This is a genomic window from Halovivax ruber XH-70 (assembly GCF_000328525.1).
Lineage (GTDB): Archaea > Halobacteriota > Halobacteria > Halobacteriales > Natrialbaceae > Halovivax > Halovivax ruber.
Genome location: NC_019964.1, coordinates 1,032,170 through 1,050,862, shown reverse-complemented (window position 1 = coordinate 1,050,862; position 18,693 = coordinate 1,032,170). Strand labels below are relative to the sequence as shown.

The window sequence follows — 18,693 nt, the reverse complement described above, 5'->3', positions numbered from 1 at the left end:
TCACGATACTTCGTCGAGGTTTTTTCTGAGAGCCTTGGTGATATCCTCGAAGATCTCGCGCAGTCCGTGCGTAATTTCCCAATCAGGATAATGTCTATGAACTTTTGAGAGGTCTGAAATCCACCACTGGTGGTCGGCTTCACGCTGTTCAGCGTGTGAATACTCGAGTGTATTTCCAGTAACCTCTTCGATTAGGTCGAATGATTCCCGCAGTGAGATTGAGTTCTTGCGTCCGCCGCCAACATTATACACCTGACCTGGTGAAGGTGACTCCAAGTACCGGCGAAAGAGATTCGCAAGATCCTTGGCGTGAATCACATCCCGGACCTGATACCCCTCGTACCCGTATATACTCAGTTCCTCTCCCGTGAGAGCAAGCTTTACGAAATACGGTTCCCAGTTGTGAAGTTCGACGGCGTGGGCAGCGCCCCCAGTAACACATCCCAGTCGGAATATTCCTGCTTTGATATCGTACATTCGCGCGTACTCTTGAACGTACAGATCCGCAGAGGCCTTCGAAACTCCAAACGGAGTGTGTTTGTTTTGGTCGATTCGCAACGATTCATCGAATCCGTTCCATAGTGTATCGTCAACTGGCTCAAACCGGTCACCGACTTTCTCGTATGAAAAGTAGTTCGGCATTTCGCCGTATACCTTGTTCGTCGATGTGAACACTAGTGGAATGTCTGGGTTCTGTGTCCGAACTGCTTCGAGTAGCTTCAGTGTGCCGCGTACGTTGATATCGAAATCTTCGTACGGGATTTCGATTGATCGTGGATGGGACGGTTGGGCAGCTGTGTGAATGATCCCATCAACACTGGCAACAATCTCGTCAAAGTCGTCATCACGGATATCCATTTGATGATGGTCAATCCGATCATCATCGAGATACTCGGTTACATTGGACTCAGTATTCCCTTCATCCCCGAAGATATCCCCGCGTCCATAATTATCTACGCTTACAACATTATAACCGTTCTCGATGAGTTCCTCGCAGCACATCGAGCCAATCAGTCCTGCTCCACCAGTTACCAGTATTGTCTCCGTCATTATATCACAGATTGTGTTTATCGGCGTCGGTGTATCGCAGTCTCAACGCAAGCGAATCTCGCCAGGTTCAAATAATCTCGGATTTTACTGAAGGCCGGAAACAGCGTGGACGTACTACTCGTCGATCTGATACTCGGAGACCACAGCGTCCCCTTCGCCAGTAATATAAAAAAAGAATTGGAGAGGAAAGGAGGCGTCTCAAATGTTGATTTCCTCACTTTGGAACCAGACGATCGATTGGACAATTATTTTGACTCGATCGAAGACGTGTATTTTCTCGAAGGCTACAATGGCGCAGGATACAATGACCCTGTCGTAAATTCATTTTCTAAGATGGTCGACTTTATTCAACAGCGATCATATACCGTGGTACACCTCCTACAAGTCGACAACCTGCTCGTCGAATCCGCCATTGTACTTCCAGATGTCAGCAGGCTACCGCCGATCGTCGCACAAATAAACGGCGCATTTTTTGGAGGGAATCAGAACAAACAGAGGCCATTAGTCAACAAATATACTAATAGGCTGTTGGCGTCACCACTCAACCAGGCCGTCGAAACTGGACTCGTTTGGAACAAATCAAGTGCATTGGTCGGTGATATTTGTCTGTATCGATGTATTCATGGCGACGTGTTTGACCAGATACTAGTACACACAAGTGCTGCGAAAGAGTACGTTTTAGACTTGTGTGAATGTACGACACCGATTACTGTTGTTCCAGAGCCTTCAACGGTCGAACCTCCAGGGTTTTCACAGGAATATGCTCGACAGAGGATCGGGTTGGACCCCACAGAAACAGTTCTACTCTTTTTCGGCGGACTCAGAAAAGAAAAAGGGATATATCAACTGCTCGAATCACTACAACTCTACAATGGACCAAAATTCACATTGCTTATTGCTGGTCCTGAAGCAAGTGCGACTCAAAAAGAAATCCGAGAAATCGAAAAATCTATTGATCCAACACTTTCGTTGAATATCAGATACATTTATGACAGCGAACAGTACTTCATCGCATCTGATGGTGTACTTTGTCCGTATCTGGATGAGTTCGGGGAAGAGAGAACCAGTCACGTGTTTCAAGAGGCACTCAGATTGCGACGTCCAGTAATTTGCCCTGCTTTTGGATCTTTCGAGTCTCGGTTGAATAGCTACAATCTAGGTGTTTTATACAGCCCCAACACCGCAGAAGGACTAAACAGGGCGATACAAAGGTTTGTTGAGAACCCAGAACAGTGGTACTCAACCGAGGATATGTTTCGATTCTATAAAAAACACTCATTCGAGAATCTGTGTTCTAAATTGCTCGAGGTTTACCGGGGCATCTCGTAAAGCCAACTGTCTCTCATCTGTTATACATTGATTGTTCGATACCACCGGAGAATAATGTGTAGGATAGTGCTATTTTTATCAGCAGGGCTAGCTTCACCCATAATTACCCCTACGAACGATTCTCAAGGACAACGAGATCGTTTCGTTTGACGAGATGGGGGACCACGCAAGAAAGTTGTCCTGTTTGTCGGTGACGAGGCCTTTGAATATTTTGACCAGGAAGCCCGCCTGTCAAACATTTACTTTACTTCTATGGCCATAATTGCTCGAAATTTTTAGTATGGGGGGTTTGCAAGAGACTAGTTCTAACTCCGGTTAATTGATGTGGGTTGAAATACCTTACACAAGTATGACAAAGCGAGCACTCGTGACAGGGGGAGCTGGATTTCTTGGGAGCCACCTAACCGAACGTCTCCTCGCGGATGGGTATCGCGTCATTTGTGTTGACAATCTAGGGAGCGGCCGTCGCGAAAATATCAAGCAATTTCTTCAGAACGACGATTTTCAACTGAAAGAAGTCGACATCCGGAAGGATCCAGGCCTTCCACCAACAGACGAAGTCTACCACTTCGCCTCACGAGCGTCCCCCAAGGACTTCACCGAATATCCGGTCCAGATTGCACTCACGAACACTGAAGGAACGCGACATCTCCTCGATTACGCCCGGGATTACGATGCTAAGATGATCTATGCCAGTACGAGCGAGGTATACGGTGATCCCGAGGTCCATCCACAAGAGGAGTCGTACAACGGTAGCGTGAACATCCGAGGGCCGCGAGGGTGCTACGACGAATCGAAACGATTCGGTGAAACGCTCACCGCGGCTTACAAACGGAAGTACAATGTCGATGTCCGGACGATCCGGATCTTCAATACGTACGGTCCGCGAATGCGCCCCGACGACGGTCGCGTCGTTCCAACGTTCGTCACACAGGCGCTGCGTGGCGACGATCTCACGATTTATGGCGACGGAACTCAGACTCGTAGTTTCTGCTACGTGGACGATCTGGTCGACGGAATTCGAGCGGTGATGCAAGTTGACGAGCCAACGTACGACGTGTACAACCTGGGGAATCAGAACGAACGAACCATTCGTGACCTGGCCAAAGAAATCCTTGAAGCAACGAATACTGAATCAGATATTACATACGAACCGCTACCCGAAGACGACCCCGGTCAACGGAAGCCGGATATTTCACGCATTCAAGAGGATCTGGGCTGGGAACCGACCGTACCGCTATCAGCAGGCTTGCAGGAGACGGTGGCGCACTTCGAGCGGATACTGCGTGAGTGAGACATGAGTCCGCTAGCCGATCTCGCTGCACGGGCTCGTCGACAATACGCGACAAACGGACTTCGCTCAGTTCTCGCCGAAGGTATCGAATTCGTGACGAAAGACGGATGGACAGAGGTACTGATCCGACGAAACTACCTTCCCCGATCCGAACTTCTCAACAGTACGAAGTCGCCGAGCCATATCCGCCACGGCGACGACGAATCACGATTCACCGTTTCGAATCCAACACAGCCCGAGATCCGTCGTGAATTCGAACCGTATCCCTCCGAGTTCGATCCGGACGCCAGATTCCTCTGTGACGTCCCAGATTGCCTCCTTATCGGGCGGTACGCGTTGGGCGTGTCTTCGGAGGGCATTTTGAGCGAAACGACGCCGTACGACACGACGGAATTGAGCAAGAAGATCGAGTCCCAGATCAGTTCATACGGGAGCTACCTCCGCGTATTCGGGTTCGATTCCGGCCGAAACGTTGACCATGAGCTTGAATGTGTATTTCCTCTCGTCGACAACGGACGCGGCTACTACCACTGGATGACTGAGTACCTACCGAAAGTTGGAGCATTACAGCGATACGATCGAGAAAGCGGAGTCAAACCAACAGTACTCATCCGATCGGACGCAGGGTCCTATGTCAGGGAGTCGCTCGAGTTCGTCGGCGTCGATCCAGCGCAACTGGAGGAGTGGAGCGGATCGGACACTCGCGTTGGTTCACTCCTTCTCACACAACACAGACCTCACAAATTCGACTACATTAACCCCCAGCAATCGACCTTCGCCCTTTCCCGCGACGACTTGCTTTGGGTGCGAAACCAAGTACGGCAAAGATTCGGTTACACCGAGAACAGCGGGAATCGAATTTACGTCTCTCGTCAGAAGGCAAACTGCAGACGAGTGAAAAATTACGGAGAGCTAACGCGCCTTCTGGAGCAATTCGATATTGAACCGTACGTTCTCGAGGATCTTTCGTTCGAAGAGCAGATGCGTCTGTTCAGCAACGCGGAGGTTATCATTGGTCCACACGGGGCAGGACTCACCAATATGATTGCTGCAAACGATCCATTGATCGTCGAACTGTTGCCGGACAAAATCATGAAGCCCCACTTTCATCATATCGCCAAGAGCATGAATTTCCAGTACGAACCGTTTGTCACCACAGCGTCTACAGAAGGGCTGAAAGTCGACACTACGGCATTGGAAAAGCACCTTCGAGCATTACAGAGACCTGATTGACATCATGAAAATCTGCATATTGACGTCGTCACACTCGACATTCGACACACGGATCTTCCACAAACAGGCCCGGAGTCTGACCAACGCAGGCCATGACGTTTCTATCGTCACGCCACACGAGTCCGATACCGTTCGTGATGGTGTTTCCATATGTGCTGTCGGTGACGAAGATATCGGAAGTGCTGGACTCGAACACGCACGGGCAATCTACCGGAAAGCCCGTTCAATGGATGCAGATGTCTATCACTTTCACGATCCAGGGCTCCTACCCTTCGGACTTTTGCTAGCGAAACGGACTGATGCGCGAGTCATCTACGACTGTCATGAACAGTATGAAAAGGCGTTTCGACGTTATGACTTCCCCCCAGATTATCTAAATCCACTTGTCAGTCTCTTCCCAGCGTTTCAGTCATTCGTCGCGAACAGGCTTGACGCAGTGATTACAACAACTGAAACAGCAGCTGAGGACTTTCGACGACGTGGTCAGCAGAACGTTGTAACTGTGAAGAACTTTCCACTCACCGGCCACGGCATGGCTGTCGATAGCCCGATCGAACGGGCGTCAGAACACGTCCTCGTCTACGTAGGCGGACTGAACGAGACACGAGGACTTGAGCCAATGCTCCGATTAGTATCAGCGCTTCGAGAACGTGACTACGATGTAGAAGCCTGGTTCTTAGGGTCAACTGCGGGGCAAGAGGAACGGATTCAGAAGCTTACCAGCCAACTCAAGCTTGCTGACAGCGTTACATTTACCGGTCGAGTTCCACATGAGCAAGTATATTCGTACCTCGCTAGTGGAGACATTGGGCTGGCCCTCCTTGACCCGGAGCGGTTCGAACAAGACATTCCTATCAAATTATTCGAGTATATGTATGCCGGACTCCCGATCGTCACGACACCGATCGGCGTCAGTTCGAAATACGTCGATGAAGACTGGGGCGTCATAGTCCCGTTTGACGAGACAGAAGCACAAGCGAAAGCAGTCGGGCGGCTCCTCGACGATCACGAGCGGGTTGAACAGATGGGAAAACAGGGGAAAGAGATGGTTGAAACCCAATATTCGTGGGAAGTAGAACAGGACCAACTACTCGAACTATACGATTCGTTCGATGTGGACACCAAGTAGATCCGGGAGTTCGATTACTTCGACCGAGTTACACCCGATATCCTAAATCGCGTAGCGTTTGATCGACGTTTTCTGAGATCGCCATCGTCTCCGAAGGTTCTTCCGCAACGAGCCGTTTTCGACTCCCTCCCTCGTGAACGTGCCACGGGACCTTCACGAGTTCGTCGACATAAACGCCGGACGGGTGGCCATAGCTCTTCATTGGGATCGGACGCTCTCGTTCCCCCAGTAACTCTCCATGGTCCGCTGAGATGACAGTCTTTCCCTCCAAGTGCTCCAGCAATTGCTCAACGTGTGTAAGAACGTACCTGAGGTTTTTTCGATAGGCCTCGCGGAGTTCCGTGTCAGAGAGGTCGTTCGCCTCGATGGTTCCATGAATATCCTTGCGGTTCTCGAGATGGTCGTTCTCGGGACCGAAATACGGTTGATGAGGCTGGAGATAGTGGACGAGAAGCCGTTTGTTCGGATATCGCTCAGCCGCTTCGATCGCTGCTTCCGTTACCGTCTCCGGTAACGAGCTCGAGACATCAGGCGCGTCAAGTTCGGTTGGGATATACTCGTGTACCTCGGCACCAATCCGGTCGTGCATGTGAGCATAATATCTGTTTGCAGAGACGTAGACTACGTCGTGCAAACGTGAATCGGAGAAATTCCCCCTCACGAATTCTCGGCTATTCGATCCACGAGAAATCCGAGCTTCGAGTTCACCGGGTATCGTGTTAATCCTCGCAAATTCATCGTATCTACAGGCATCGAGGATGAGGAGATTGTCCCAATCTTCGGAAAATATATCTATTCCGTCCGGGTTGTAGCGTTTCCGATTTCGTGCAATATTGAGTAGGCGATTCCACTCAGAAACGATGTAATGCGGGTTTCGGAGTCCTTTCCAAATCTGGGATAGCGAGTACATTCTCGATAGAAAGTGCTGTACGACCAACCAAGATAAAGAATCCGAAGTTACGAACGGCCAGGGGACGGGTCAAAGTTGACATCAGTAACCGAATTCGTGCATCGAAAGATGAAGGAACAATATTAGACCTGAGCTCTATTATCGACGATCAACGTCTCCAGGACATCGACGATATGTGTACCCGCTTCCCCATCTCCGTATGGATTTGGCTTCGATTCTGGTGAATCAGGTGTCTGAAGCGTTTCAGCAATGAGCGATTGATCCGCCCCGACGAGAACGTTCCAACCAGCTTCCACCGTTTCGGTCCATTCCGTATCGTCACGGAGTGTGACACAGGGCGTATCCAGATAGAAGGCCTCTTTTTGAATGCCTCCCGAGTCGGTTGCAATCTGTACAGATCCGTCCATGAGGCGAACGAAGTCGAGGTAGCCAACGGGATCTACGACCTGTAACTCACTCGTTGCTAACTCCCAGAGACTGTGTGCTTTCAGTCGATCCACTGTCCGAGGGTGGGCCGGCAAAACGACCGGATATGGGGCCGCCGCGAGTCCGCGAACGATCGATTCTAACCGACCAGGGTCGTCGGTGTTCCCAGCCCGGTGGACAGTACTGAGTACGTATTTGCCCTCGATAAGGTCGAGTCGCGAGAGGACGTCAGACATGTCACGAGCCCGATCACGTGCCCACAGGAGTGAATCGTACATGACGTCACCCACATTGTAGACCGAGTCAGTGATTCCTTCTGACTCGAGCTGATCGACGGCAGATTCGCTCGGTGCAAAGAGCACATCAGATGCGTGGTCCGTCAGAATTCGATTCGTTTCCTCCGGCATATCCCGATTGTGACTCCGGAGTCCTGCCTCGACGTGGGCCACCCGGACGTCGAGTTTGGATGCGGCGATCGCACCGGCCAGTGTCGAATTCGTATCGCCGTAGAGCAAAACCACGTCAGGTGACTCTTGTATCATCACTGATTCGAGTTCGGCCGTCATCTCTCCCGTCTGTTGGCCGTGTGATCCGGATCCAACTCCGAGGTTGTACGCCGGCTCGTCCATTCCCAGTTCGTCGAAAAAGACATCTGAAAGTTCTTCGTCGTAGTGTTGTCCTGTATGTACAAGCACTTCCTCGTGCTCGGGCTTGAGAGCACGTGAAACCACGAAGGCCTTGATGAACTGTGGGCGTGCCCCGACGACGGTAAGCACTTTCATTCTTGTTCTATCCAACCGGCTCCGATAGTATAGACCCAGTGATCCGTCCCATCGATATCCAGGGCCTGACGACCATCGACGACGACGAGCTGATCTTGGAACTGTTCCCAGTCGATTCCATCGAACTCTTCGTGGGCAGTGACGAGAACGGCAGCATCAGGATCGACATCGTAGATCTCGTCCCGAGAGATTGGCTTCGAGCCATCAAAGGCCGAAAAGTCTTCCAGTATTGGATCGACGACGTAGACGGACGCACATTGATCTACCAGTCGATCGACGATCGGAAGCGAGGGGGCGTGGCGAATCTCCTCTACGCCTGCGCGGTACGTGAGACCGAGGACGACGACCGTCGCATCCGATAGGGTCGTCCCCTGTTCGTTGAGGCCCTTAAGGAGTTTGTCAACGGTGAAGGCGGGCATACTGTCGTTTACCGAACGGGCCGTCTCCATCAGCGGCGAGGACGATTCGAACTGTCCGATCATGAAGTGTGGATAGTACGGGATGCAGTGACCGCCCACACCGGCCCCGGGAGTGTGTAGATTACAGTATGGCAACGTGTTAGCCGCCTCGATCGCCTCTGTTACGTCGATGTCGAGATCATCGGCGAAGGTCCCCAGTTCGTTAGCCAGTGCAATATTGACGTCCCGGTAGACTCCTTCGAAGACTTTGACCGCTTCTGCAGTCGTCGTGTCGGAAACAGCGATAACCCCCGCGTCGTTTATTTCCTCGTAAATCATTCGAGCCAAGTCAGTACTTTCTCGGTCGATACCTCCAACTATTTTCTGATAGGCACCCCGGATGTCTTCGAGTGCTCGCCCGCTTGCCGTCCGTTCCGGGCAGAACGCAAGGCCGAACTCCTGTGCGTCGAGTCCACTTGCCTCGACGAGCAACGGTTCAAGAACGTCAGCACATGTGCGCGGTGGAACCGTCGACTCAAGGATTACAATATCCCCGGCTTCTAATCCACTTGCTATATCTCTTGCAACTGATTGGAGTACAGAAAGATCTGGCTCGTTCTGTGCGTCGACCAGCGTCGGAACAATAACGACGTGGACGGTGGCGTCTGCCGCTGCAGATTGGGGATCAGACGTCGCTCGTAGCGAACCGTCCGTGACTACCGCAGAAACGAGGTCGGAGAGTCCAGGCTCGCGTTTGACATGAGATCTTCCTTCGTTGATCGTTTCAACGACCGACTCATCCACATCTGCTCCAATCACGTTGTGACAGGTGTCCGCATACACTGCAGCAAGCGGAAGCCCCATCTTTCCAAGACCGTACACGGCAACTGGTACACTGCCGCTACGGAACGCCTCGACTCGATCCTCAAAGGGCCGGGAGATATCATACAGTTTCATGCATAACGGTCTGGGAACGCTCGTTCATCTACGTTTCGTGCGAGGAATACCGCTCGTAATCCGTCTTCTCCAGTGACGACTGGTTGGGATCGAGTTCGAACCGCATCGGTAAACGAGGAGAGTTCGTTTTTCAATGGTTCAGTGTTGTCGACAACTGGCCGTTCCACGATGCTCTCATGACGGAACCTAACATCCCCATTCGTAACGACGTACTCCGGAACGGACTGGCGGTGAATATCGATACTTTGATCGAGGTAATCTACCTTCACGTAGCACTCCTCGGCGGTAATCGTGAGCTGGCGGATTTTCTCCTGGGTGACGCGACTGGCTGTAAGAGTAGCGATCGTTTCGTCAGGAAATGTGATCGTTGTCGTCGCGTGCTTGCCCGCCCGAGATCCCGCAACAGATACGTCACCGGGTTCCCCTCCAACGATCGAGTTCACGATGTCAAGATCGTGAATCATGAGATCCATGACAACCGAATCGTCAATCTGACGGTCAGGAGTCGGACCGAGCCGTCGAGCGTCGAGCGAAATAACGTCAAGATCCTGTATAACCTCGCGGAGAGCGACGACGGCGGGGTTGAATCGCTCTACGTGGCCGACCTGAAGGAGGACGTCATTGGCCGCAGCACGCTCAACCAGTAATTCTCCTCGTTCTGGCTCCGCCACGAATGGTTTTTCGACAAGTACATCGACACCAGCGTCGATACACTCACGCGCAATCTCGTAATGAAAAGGCGTCGGGACCGCAATCGAGACAGCGTCAACCCGATCGAGTAACTCGCCCCGGTCGAAAACAGCCGTATCACGCTGGTCAGCAACCTCCTTGGCCGCCTCGGTATCGACATCTGTAACACCGATTAATTCGACATTCAGCATTTGGTCGTAGATGCGTGCATGGTGGCGACCCATGCTCCCAACACCGATGACACCCGTTCGGACCGTCATCAACAATCACCTCGCACATAGTCCAAGACGGCATCGCTAATGGTCGATAGATCATCGGCAGAGAGACCTGGATGAACTGGCAACGAAAGAACCTCCGATGCAGCTTTTTCTGCAACTGGCGCAGAGTGAGTAACTGCATCGTATACTGGCTGGTTGTGGATACAGGTCGGATAGTATACTCCGGTTCCAACACCCACGTCGTCTAAATGATCCTGCAACCCGTCCCTGTCTTCGTACCGAATCGTATACTGATGGTAGACGTGCTTCGTTCCGGAGGGTTCAACCGGCGTAACCACAGCAGAGTCTGAAAGCGCTTCCGTCAACTCCGCCGCGTTCTGTCGACGACGGTCCGTAAACTCAGCCAGCTTTTCGAGTTGGGCTCGACCGATCGCCGCCGCAACACTCGTCATACGGAAGTTATGGCCGAGTTGATCGTGGGCATACGTGTCAGAACGTCCGTGGTTGATGAAGGTAGCAGCCTGTTCGGCGACCTCTTCGAGGTCCGTAACGATAATTCCGCCTTCTCCGGTCGTCATATTTTTCGTCGGGTAGAAAGAGAAACACGCGGCATCACCAAATGTACCAACCGGACGGCCATTGTACGAGGCACCATGAGCCTGCGCAGCATCCTCGATCAAGGTGATATCGTGTTCGTCCGCGATAGTAGCGAGTTCGTCGATTTTTGCCGGGAGACCATAGAGGTGAACGGCAAGAATGGCGTCGACATCGCGATCTGCGAGTACTGACCGGACGGAATCGGGATCCAACGTATAGGTCTCCGGATCGATATCTGCAAAGATCGGTGTGGCACCAGCGAGCCGAATCGCATTCGCGCTTGCTACGAAAGAGAACGGAGTCGTAAGAACAGTGTCACCAGGACCGAGGCCAAGCGCAACCATCGCCGTGTGTAGTGCAGTCGTCCCATTCGAGGTGGCAACCGCATGCGTCGAGTCACAGAGTTCTGCAAATTCAGTTTCGAAGCGGCGTACCTCAGGACCGTCGGCGAGCATCCCGCTTTCGAAGACTGATTCTACCAGGTCCAGTTCCTCGCGTCCGACATCCGGATTTGCGATCGGTATCATACTAAATTGTTCGTTCCGACGAGTTGTTCTGGGAGCGATTCGAACTGGGCAGGGGCCCCGATCGCCAGGGTGTCCGGTGGAACATCTTCCGTCACGACCGCACCTGCTGCCACGAACGATCGTTCACCGATTGTTACGCCAGGCAGAATTGTTGCGTTCGCTCCGACGGAGACAGATGATTCCAAAGTCGGGCCTTCGAGGGAGACATCCTTCCTAACGGGATAAGGGTCATTCGTCAAAACCGCCCGAGGCCCGACGAAGACATTATCCCCAATCGACGTCTCCGACGGAACGTAGACACCAGTTTGAAGACTCACATTCGACCCGATCGAAGATCGCCCATCGATGACTGTTTTCGTTCCAACGATAGTTTCCGCACCCACCGTCGTTTGCTCACGAATCAGAACATCGTGACCGGTCTGAACGCCGTCTCCGAGCGCGACGTCACCGTAGACGATACTTCCAGCACGGACAACGACGTCATCACCAAGTGTTGTCGCACCAGTGTTGTCGTCGTATTCGTAACCCAGAGTAACGTCAGCGTCTACGTGACAATTGTCGCCTTGTTCAGTCCTTACCATCAATTACCCGTATTTTGAACTCCAGGTCAATCAATCACTCGTTACACACGGACGTGAGAAGCTAGCAGGGTTCAAAAGTCCCGTAGAATCAGGTAGAGCAAACCACAAGTTACCGATCTCATCTACGGTTATTTACCATCACAGTATTGATCGTCTCTCTGTATGCATCGCTGATAGCATCCCATGTGAAGTGGTTCAGAACATAGCTGGCACCGTTCGACCCGCGAGCCTCTCTTTCATCTTGATCTTCGTACAGTTCGAGTATTGCTTCCCGGATGGCATCCGGATCTTCCGGAGTTACTGGAATGCCTGCCTCCGCATCACTAACAATCCGTGCAGCTTCCCCCTGGACACCCAGAACAATCGGATTTCCGGCGACCATCGCCTCAAATATTTTCGAGGGAATTGCATACTCAAAGAGGTCACGTTTTAGAAGATGAACGAAGGAGACATCTGTCACCTCCAAAAAGGCAGGTACCTCTGCTTTGGGCCGCTTGCCGTAGAAAATCATATTGGCAAGATTCCTCTCAGTGGCCTCACGTCGTAATGTGTCGTATTGATCGCCAAACCCGACGAGTGCAAAAACGATATCGTCGTGTTCTTCGGCTGACTCGAGTTGCTCAGCGACGTCTAGCAGGACATCGATTCCCTGGGCTGCTCCAACAGTTCCGATATACGAAACAACAAATGCCTCAGAAAGTTCAACATCTCCTTCACATACCGCAACATCAGACTGTTGGCCCTCGAAAAAGGATGGATCGATCCCGTTCCGATGGACGTACACGTCGTCATGGTGCGCGCCAGCTGAGACGACCACGTCGGTCATTCCTTCAGCAACGACCACTATCGCATCAGCCCGTCTATAGATGAAATTGGTAGTAGCATCGAGAGTCCGTATTGCAGGATGACCTGGATCAGAACCTGTCGCAACGAGAGATTCAGGCCACAAGTCTCGGACTTCGTAAATGAACGTCGAACGACGAACACTCGATATGACCCATCCACTAAGTCCGGTTAGGGGTTGCGGGCAGGTCGCCAGTACGGTGTCAAATCGACCTAACCAGAGTCCTACGAGTGTGCTGAATACGGCGAACCAAATGGCCTCCAACCCCCGCTTGATGAAGGAATCGTCCGGCGAAACTCCGAACGTCTTTAAATAAACGGCAGAGACATCCCCTCGGTTTTCTCGCTGAATCCATCCGTTTGTATATGCTGAGTCGACAGTGCCCTCTGGATAGTGAGGGACAGAAGTGAGAATAGTAACATCGTCACCGGAGGTAGCCCACCGCTTCGAGAGTTCATCGGCTCGGGTGGCACCAGCACCAGTTTCGGGAGGGTAATGATGAGTGATATACAGTATGGAGTTGCGAATATCGTCATTCATGGAAATTAGTGGATGTGAATTGTATGTCCGGATGGCATATCTGCATACGGGTACTTCAAATCGACGAGGATGCAATGGCTGGCAAGGCTTGAGCCCGAACAGGAGGGGAGGAAACCACTGGGTTTCGTCGTCTCAGACTCTGCATCCAGCTCGTTCATTACTGCCGCCTCTGAAGTCGAGACACCTTACCTTGTTGATTCACGTATCCCATGTCTGGATGGGCAACCCAATTAGTGAATCTTGAATGCCAAGATAGAATCGACGAACAGAGCGTGGGATTTCTAACACATTTGACCTCACCTCGGGGAGTAATCCACTCGGACAATCTCTACGAACAGTTCCAAAATTCGTTTGCGGCGATCTGGTGACGGTTCAGCCGGAGATTTTACTTATTCCAGTCTACCGCCACCCGAACGACGGGGCCGGTAATCCGTATCCCAGCCCAACGGCGGCGGTGAGGACGAAGAGCATAAGCGTTTCACCGAACGTCGAGAGCGAGGGCGATCGAAACAGCTCCGAGACTCTTCGTGGGACGTGCTGGAAGAACAGCTCACGGAGAAATCCCACTTCCGTCGCCGTCGATTCCCCTTCGGCTGCCAACATCCGTTTCGACCGCCCCTGTTCGAAGGCGCGTGCGAGGATCCATCGCAACGCCGTCCGGTGCTCGAACACCTTGTGCTCGACGACGGCATCCGGCTCGTAGACGATTCCCCGATCGAACCGCCGTTGCAGTCGGAGCCCGATTTCGGCACCCTCACCGTGGCCATAGGACTCTGCGTCCGGACCCAGTTCCGGATTGAATCCTCCGAGTTCGAGAAAGACGTCACGGGTAAACGAGATGTTCGACTCGAACGTGTTGCGAACCTCCTCACCAGCCTCGGCAAAGCCGCGGTGGGTAACCCCGACGATCCAGTCGAATTCCTCGGGGAGGTACCACGGCCGGCCGGCGAGCCACCGACCCGTCATCCGACCGCCGACGGCGAGGGCGTCGGTCGCCTCGTACGTTTCGACGAGCGTCTCGACCCACTCGGGATCGGCGACCGCGTCGTCGTCGATGAACGCGACGATATCACCCGAAGCCAGCCTGGCACCCTCGGTCCGACTGGCGGACACCCCGAGATTCGTCTCGTTACAGTGCAGGATCGTTTCCTCCAGACCACCGAACTCGTCCCGGAGGCGATCGAACGTTCGCTCGTTCCCGTCGACAACGAGGACGACCTCGATCGGATCGTACGTCTGCGAACGAATACTCTCGACGCACTCGCGAAAATCCGCGTACCGATCGAGCGAGTACGTACAGACGACGACCGAGACATCCATCGAGCGGATCATCGAAGTGGGACTGGAAAAGCGTTCACATTCGGCCGACGTCCCACGAACAACTCACGTCGATCCGGGACGCACTGCCGCCATGGCCTGGCGGAACGGACGAGGCGACCGACGTCTCTGACGTCGTCGATGATCGACTCGCCCAGCTCGGATACAAATAACGAAACAGCGACCACAGACTACCACGTCAGACTGCCCACCAAAAGACCCAAATCTCACGCGTAAGCGCCCCTTACTCCGAAACGCGCCAGTACGCTTTTGAGCGCCGTCGTGGACGGCTCCGAGAATGAGCGAGACCGAGACCGGCGACGACCACGCAGTCGTCCTCGCCGCGGGGATGGGCCGGCGGTTGCAGCCGCTGACCGACGACACACCCAAGGCCCTCCTCGAGGTCGACGGGCAGCCAATCCTGGGTCACATTCTCGATCGATTCACGGCCGCGAACTACGAGCGAGTCACGATCGTCACCGGCCACGAGGCCGCGCAGATCCGGGCGTATTGCGAGGAGACGAACGGCCTCGACGTCGAGTGCGTCCACAGCGACGCCTACCGCGAGACCAACAACAGCTACTCGCTGTGGCTGGCTCGCGACCGCATTCGAGAGGGATTCACGCTCGTCAACGGCGATACGCTGTTTCCTGCAGACTGCCTCGAGCGACTCCGCGACGTAGACGACTCGGTACTGGTCGTCGATGCGAAAGATTCGCTGAACGGCGAAGAGATGAAGGTCGCGATCGAAGACGGGCGCGTCACCGCCGTGGGAAAGGATCTCCCCGACGCAGACGGCGAGTACATCGGCCTCTGCAAGTTCGGGCCCGAAGACGCCGACGCACTGGTTCGCCAGCTGGACGACCTCGTCGAGACCGGCCGAACCGACGAGTGGTACGAGGCCGCCTTCGATCGCCTGGTCGCCGACCGACCGCTCGGCGTCGTCACCGTCCGGGACCGCTGGATCGAGATCGACGACCGGGAGGATCTACGTGCCGGCCGCCAGCTCTGGGGGGAGGCCTGAGTGGTCCTCCAGCGACTCGCCCGGAGTGCGCTGTCGCTGGCGGCCCACCGGCTCGCACATGCCGTCCCGCGCGACGACTCGCTGTGGGCATTCGGCTGTCGCGGCGGTGAGGGATTCGAGGGGAACGCCAAGTACCTCTTCTTGCACGTCGCGACCCGGAAAGACGTTCGGGCGGTCTGGCTCTCGAAGAACGAGGAGACCGTCCGCGAACTGCGCAAATACGGATTCGATGCCCACCAGGTCGGTACTCGCCAGGGGACGAACACCCTCCTTCGCGCGGGGACCGTCTTCATCACCGGGAGCCTGACGGGCGTTCCCCTGTGGCCGACCGGCGGCGCGCGAGTGATCCAGCTCTGGCACGGCGTCCCGCTGAAACGGATCGGTGCCGACGCGCCGCGGTTCGCCGACCGCTCGCTCGTCGATCGACTCGCGACGCTGTACACGTACCGACAGTTCGACGCTATCACCGTCACGGCCGCCCGATTGCAATCGTACGTCGCGGACGCCTTTCGGACGGACGCCGACTGTCCCGTGACGGGTTACCCGCGGAACGACGCACTCTTCCGCCAAATTCCGGGCGAGCGAATCTGCCAGCCCGCCGACGTCCACGACGAGGTCGCCGAACTGGACGCCGCGTGGACGTACGCCTACGTCCCGACGTACCGCGAGAACGGACGGTCGCCCGCCGGCCACATCGACTTCGCGGCCCTGGACGCGTTCCTCGCCGAACGCGATGCGGCAATGCTGATGAAGTTCCACCCGTTCGACGAGCCAGCCCTCGACCCGGATGCATTCGACCGCATCCACGTCCTCCCGCCCGAATTCGACCTCTATCCCGCGCTCCGACACGTCGACACACTGGTGACGGGCTACTCGTCGATCTACGTCGACTACCTGCTCACTGATCGCCCGGTCGCCTTCTACGCCTTCGATCGCGACAGGTACGCCGACGAGAGCGGCTTTTACCTCGATTACGACGACGTCACGCCCGGCCCCGTGGCGGCGACGTTCGACGAACTACTCGACGCGCTCGACTCACTCCGAACGAACCCGGACGCGGACGCCGACGAGCGCGAGCGGATCCGCAATCTCGTGTTCGACCACGCCGACGGTCACGCCGCAGAACGCGTCCGAAGGTACGCCACAGAACCCAGCCAAACGCGCGTCGAACGCATCGAGACACCGGTGGGTCACTCGCCGAGGTAACCCAACTCACGGAGCTTTTCGGTCACCGCGAGGTCCGTCTCGCGATCCGTGTACTGGGCGGGTTCGTGTGTCCCTCGATCGATCGCCATCGTCTCGTACCAGGGGACGAGGTGCAGACTCGGCAGCGGCATGCGCGGTGGGTGCCCGTAGGCGCCCCACTCGCCGACGGCGTTGCCGTGGTCCGCCGTGATCGCGACGCGCGTACCGTCGACGTTTTCGAGCAGGAGGGCCACCTCGTCCAGGACGTACCGGAGGTTCTCGCGGTACGCCCGCCACACGCGCTCTCGAGTGACCGCACCCGCTTCGAGTTGACTCCAGACGTGGCCGGGTTGCCACCCCGGATCACCACGACGATACGGCGATTCGATCGCGGGATCGGGAACGGAGGGAAAGTGCGGTTGCATGTAGTGAACGAGCAAACGATCGGGGTCGTGCCTCCGCGCCGCGTCGATCGCCCGATCGGTCACCGGACGGGCGGGGACGGTACCCAGTTCGTCGTCCCACACGGAGCGCCAGACCTCGTCGAGCAACAGGAAATCCGCCGGAGAGAGCGCGTCGGTGTAGGGGTTGGCCGAGACGTACGCCGTCCCGGCCATCGCAGCCCGGTGATCGGCCGTAAACGTCTGTGCGATCCACTCGCGCGACTGACTCGCCGGCGAAGCGATTCGACCGGGCGCGTCAAGAAACGCGTACTCGTCCGCGATCTCGGCCATAAGGTCGTACCGACAGCCGTCGAGCACGATCAGGACGGCCCAGTCCCGCTCGTACACTGTCGGCGCCACGGTCCAGAGTCGGTCGAGCCGCCGAAGACCACCCCAATATAGTTCGGCCGCCGCCTCGCGGAGGGCCGGTCGGACGCCGTCCGTCCGCGCGCGACGGCGGGTACTCCCGACCCAGTCGTCGAACGTCATACGACCGCTCCAACGACCGAACTCGAATAGCTTTGGGACCGTTTAGCGGATGCTGTTCACATACGTGGCGGCGCTGGGTGGGACGCACAATACCATCATATAAGTTATATCTCGTATGGGTGAGATCTGTCCCAAGATATAATAGATCGGGACGGGTACTATCGCGTATGACCGACCACGGCCTCGAATCGTGGACTGACGACTTATCTGCTCGTGAGTGCGTCAGAGAAATCGCGACGACGCTCACCCAGCCTCGTTCCGTCGAGTGGGTGCGAGCGCAAGCGCAGATTTCCGCGTGGCAAACCGCGAAAGACGAGTTGGAGATGCTGGCCGAATTCGGGCAGGTCCACGCCATCGAAGGCGACGACGGGAACACGAAGTACGCACCAAACTACCAACTCCGGTACTTCAACGAGGTCACCGAGCTAATCAACGACCACACGCGTGAAGAACTCCGCGAGGAGATCGCCATCATTCAAGAGCGAATCGACGAGTGGAAAGCTGATTTCGATGTCGAATCACGAGACGCGCTCGAATCATCGCTCACCGATGATGGCCTGTCCGGAGCGGACGTTCGGGAGCGCAACACGACCCTTCGAAAATGGGAGCGCTACGAGGACAACAAACGACTGCTCAAGCACGCATTAGAGCTGTACGACGACGCCCGGTCACTGTACCCCGGGCGGAACGGCTCGTCGAACTCCTCGATGCCGGTCTCGCAGTAGATTTG

At 55.0% G+C, this 18,693-nt stretch carries 17 protein-coding genes; 7 read left to right on the top strand and 10 right to left on the bottom strand.

Annotated elements, in window-relative coordinates; genetic code table 11:
- Nucleotides 1-1,050, bottom strand: a complete 1,050-nt coding sequence (locus HALRU_RS04915) for an NAD-dependent epimerase/dehydratase family protein (RefSeq protein WP_015300299.1) — start codon at nucleotides 1,048-1,050, stop codon at nucleotides 1-3.
- Between the two features lie 105 nt (nucleotides 1,051-1,155).
- Here HALRU_RS04915 and HALRU_RS04910 point away from each other — a divergent pair, with 105 nt between their 5' ends.
- The 4 genes from HALRU_RS04910 (at nucleotide 1,156) to HALRU_RS04895 (ending at nucleotide 6,035) form a co-directional block, all read left to right on the top strand.
- Nucleotides 1,156-2,379, top strand: a complete 1,224-nt coding sequence (locus tag HALRU_RS04910; protein ID WP_148680443.1) for a glycosyltransferase family 4 protein — start codon at nucleotides 1,156-1,158, stop codon at nucleotides 2,377-2,379.
- A 349-nt stretch (nucleotides 2,380-2,728) separates the two neighbouring features.
- Nucleotides 2,729-3,673, top strand: coding sequence for a UDP-glucuronic acid decarboxylase family protein (locus HALRU_RS04905; RefSeq protein ID WP_015300297.1), 945 nt, complete (start codon nucleotides 2,729-2,731; stop codon nucleotides 3,671-3,673).
- 93 nt (nucleotides 3,674-3,766) lie between these two features.
- Nucleotides 3,767-4,906 (top strand): glycosyltransferase family 61 protein, encoded by a 1,140-nt coding sequence (locus tag HALRU_RS04900; protein WP_171814979.1) that lies wholly within the window; start codon nucleotides 3,767-3,769, stop codon nucleotides 4,904-4,906.
- A gap of 4 nt (nucleotides 4,907-4,910) precedes the next feature.
- Entirely contained in the window at nucleotides 4,911-6,035 is a 1,125-nt protein-coding gene (locus HALRU_RS04895; protein ID WP_015300295.1) for a glycosyltransferase family 4 protein, read from the top strand.
- Between the two features lie 28 nt (nucleotides 6,036-6,063).
- Here the strand turns inward: HALRU_RS04895 and HALRU_RS04890 are convergent, their stop codons facing one another.
- The 8 genes from HALRU_RS04890 to aglG all read right to left on the bottom strand — a co-directional run bounded on the left by HALRU_RS04890 (nucleotide 6,064) and on the right by aglG (nucleotide 14,825).
- Nucleotides 6,064-6,945, bottom strand: a complete 882-nt coding sequence (locus HALRU_RS04890) for a hypothetical protein (protein WP_015300294.1) — start codon at nucleotides 6,943-6,945, stop codon at nucleotides 6,064-6,066.
- A 122-nt stretch (nucleotides 6,946-7,067) separates the two neighbouring features.
- Nucleotides 7,068-8,153 (bottom strand): non-hydrolyzing UDP-N-acetylglucosamine 2-epimerase, encoded by a 1,086-nt coding sequence (gene wecB / locus HALRU_RS04885; protein WP_015300293.1) that lies wholly within the window; start codon nucleotides 8,151-8,153, stop codon nucleotides 7,068-7,070.
- The gene (locus tag HALRU_RS04880) at nucleotides 8,150-9,508 is read right to left on the bottom strand and encodes a nucleotide sugar dehydrogenase (RefSeq protein WP_015300292.1); all 1,359 of its coding nucleotides are present in this window, start codon (nucleotides 9,506-9,508) and stop codon (nucleotides 8,150-8,152) included. Before HALRU_RS04880 ends, wecB begins: the two co-directional genes overlap by 4 nt.
- Nucleotides 9,505-10,458, bottom strand: a complete 954-nt coding sequence (locus tag HALRU_RS04875) for a Gfo/Idh/MocA family protein (RefSeq protein WP_015300291.1) — start codon at nucleotides 10,456-10,458, stop codon at nucleotides 9,505-9,507. The genes HALRU_RS04880 and HALRU_RS04875 overlap by 4 nt, the downstream gene beginning before the upstream one ends.
- Nucleotides 10,458-11,540, bottom strand: coding sequence for a DegT/DnrJ/EryC1/StrS family aminotransferase (locus HALRU_RS04870; RefSeq protein WP_015300290.1), 1,083 nt, complete (start codon nucleotides 11,538-11,540; stop codon nucleotides 10,458-10,460). The genes HALRU_RS04875 and HALRU_RS04870 overlap by 1 nt, the downstream gene beginning before the upstream one ends.
- The gene (locus HALRU_RS04865; RefSeq protein WP_015300289.1) at nucleotides 11,537-12,121 is read right to left on the bottom strand and encodes an acyltransferase; all 585 of its coding nucleotides are present in this window, start codon (nucleotides 12,119-12,121) and stop codon (nucleotides 11,537-11,539) included. The genes HALRU_RS04870 and HALRU_RS04865 overlap by 4 nt, the downstream gene beginning before the upstream one ends.
- Before the next feature lie 118 nt (nucleotides 12,122-12,239).
- Nucleotides 12,240-13,505, bottom strand: coding sequence for a glycosyltransferase family 4 protein (locus tag HALRU_RS04860; protein WP_015300288.1), 1,266 nt, complete (start codon nucleotides 13,503-13,505; stop codon nucleotides 12,240-12,242).
- A 399-nt stretch (nucleotides 13,506-13,904) separates the two neighbouring features.
- Entirely contained in the window at nucleotides 13,905-14,825 is a 921-nt protein-coding gene (gene aglG, locus HALRU_RS04855) for a glucosyl-dolichyl phosphate glucuronosyltransferase (RefSeq protein WP_015300286.1), read from the bottom strand.
- Nucleotides 14,826-15,120: 295 nt separating this feature from the next.
- On the opposite strand from aglG, the gene HALRU_RS04850 reads away from it, so the two are divergent.
- Both HALRU_RS04850 and HALRU_RS04845 read left to right on the top strand, forming a co-directional pair.
- Nucleotides 15,121-15,846: a phosphocholine cytidylyltransferase family protein gene (locus HALRU_RS04850; RefSeq protein WP_015300285.1), complete on the top strand. Its 726-nt coding sequence runs from the start codon at nucleotides 15,121-15,123 to the stop codon at nucleotides 15,844-15,846.
- Nucleotides 15,847-17,052, top strand: coding sequence for a CDP-glycerol glycerophosphotransferase family protein (locus HALRU_RS04845; RefSeq protein ID WP_015300284.1), 1,206 nt, complete (start codon nucleotides 15,847-15,849; stop codon nucleotides 17,050-17,052).
- Here HALRU_RS04845 and HALRU_RS04840 read toward each other — a convergent pair.
- Nucleotides 17,037-17,963: a sulfatase-like hydrolase/transferase gene (locus HALRU_RS04840; protein WP_015300283.1), complete on the bottom strand. Its 927-nt coding sequence runs from the start codon at nucleotides 17,961-17,963 to the stop codon at nucleotides 17,037-17,039. The genes HALRU_RS04845 and HALRU_RS04840 overlap by 16 nt on opposite strands.
- Before the next feature lie 167 nt (nucleotides 17,964-18,130).
- Between HALRU_RS04840 and HALRU_RS04835 the strand changes: the two genes are divergently transcribed.
- Nucleotides 18,131-18,688 carry a DUF7342 family protein gene (locus tag HALRU_RS04835; RefSeq protein WP_015300282.1) on the top strand — a complete coding sequence of 186 codons (558 nt, stop codon included), beginning with the start codon at nucleotides 18,131-18,133 and terminating at the stop codon, nucleotides 18,686-18,688.
- Nucleotides 18,689-18,693 lie beyond the last annotated feature (5 nt).

Excerpts from the sequence above, each read along its gene's own strand:
- HALRU_RS04850 (WP_015300285.1), top strand. The coding sequence starts at position 15,121 with ATGAGCGAGACCGAGACCGGCGACGACCACGCAGTCGTCCTCGCCGCG.
- HALRU_RS04840 (WP_015300283.1), bottom strand. The coding sequence starts at position 17,963 with ATGACGTTCGACGACTGGGTCGGGAGTACCCGCCGTCGCGCGCGGACG.
- HALRU_RS04870 (WP_015300290.1), bottom strand. The coding sequence starts at position 11,540 with ATGATACCGATCGCAAATCCGGATGTCGGACGCGAGGAACTGGACCTG.
- wecB (WP_015300293.1), bottom strand. The coding sequence starts at position 8,153 with ATGAAAGTGCTTACCGTCGTCGGGGCACGCCCACAGTTCATCAAGGCC.
- HALRU_RS04895 (WP_015300295.1), top strand. The coding sequence starts at position 4,911 with ATGAAAATCTGCATATTGACGTCGTCACACTCGACATTCGACACACGG.
- aglG (WP_015300286.1), bottom strand. The coding sequence starts at position 14,825 with ATGGATGTCTCGGTCGTCGTCTGTACGTACTCGCTCGATCGGTACGCG.
- HALRU_RS04875 (WP_015300291.1), bottom strand. The coding sequence starts at position 10,458 with ATGACGGTCCGAACGGGTGTCATCGGTGTTGGGAGCATGGGTCGCCAC.
- HALRU_RS04915 (WP_015300299.1), bottom strand. The coding sequence starts at position 1,050 with ATGACGGAGACAATACTGGTAACTGGTGGAGCAGGACTGATTGGCTCG.
- HALRU_RS04835 (WP_015300282.1), top strand. The coding sequence starts at position 18,131 with ATGACCGACCACGGCCTCGAATCGTGGACTGACGACTTATCTGCTCGT.
- HALRU_RS04860 (WP_015300288.1), bottom strand. The coding sequence starts at position 13,505 with ATGAATGACGATATTCGCAACTCCATACTGTATATCACTCATCATTAC.
- HALRU_RS04905 (WP_015300297.1), top strand. The coding sequence starts at position 2,729 with ATGACAAAGCGAGCACTCGTGACAGGGGGAGCTGGATTTCTTGGGAGC.
- HALRU_RS04865 (WP_015300289.1), bottom strand. The coding sequence starts at position 12,121 with ATGGTAAGGACTGAACAAGGCGACAATTGTCACGTAGACGCTGACGTT.
- HALRU_RS04890 (WP_015300294.1), bottom strand. The coding sequence starts at position 6,945 with ATGTACTCGCTATCCCAGATTTGGAAAGGACTCCGAAACCCGCATTAC.
- HALRU_RS04880 (WP_015300292.1), bottom strand. The coding sequence starts at position 9,508 with ATGAAACTGTATGATATCTCCCGGCCCTTTGAGGATCGAGTCGAGGCG.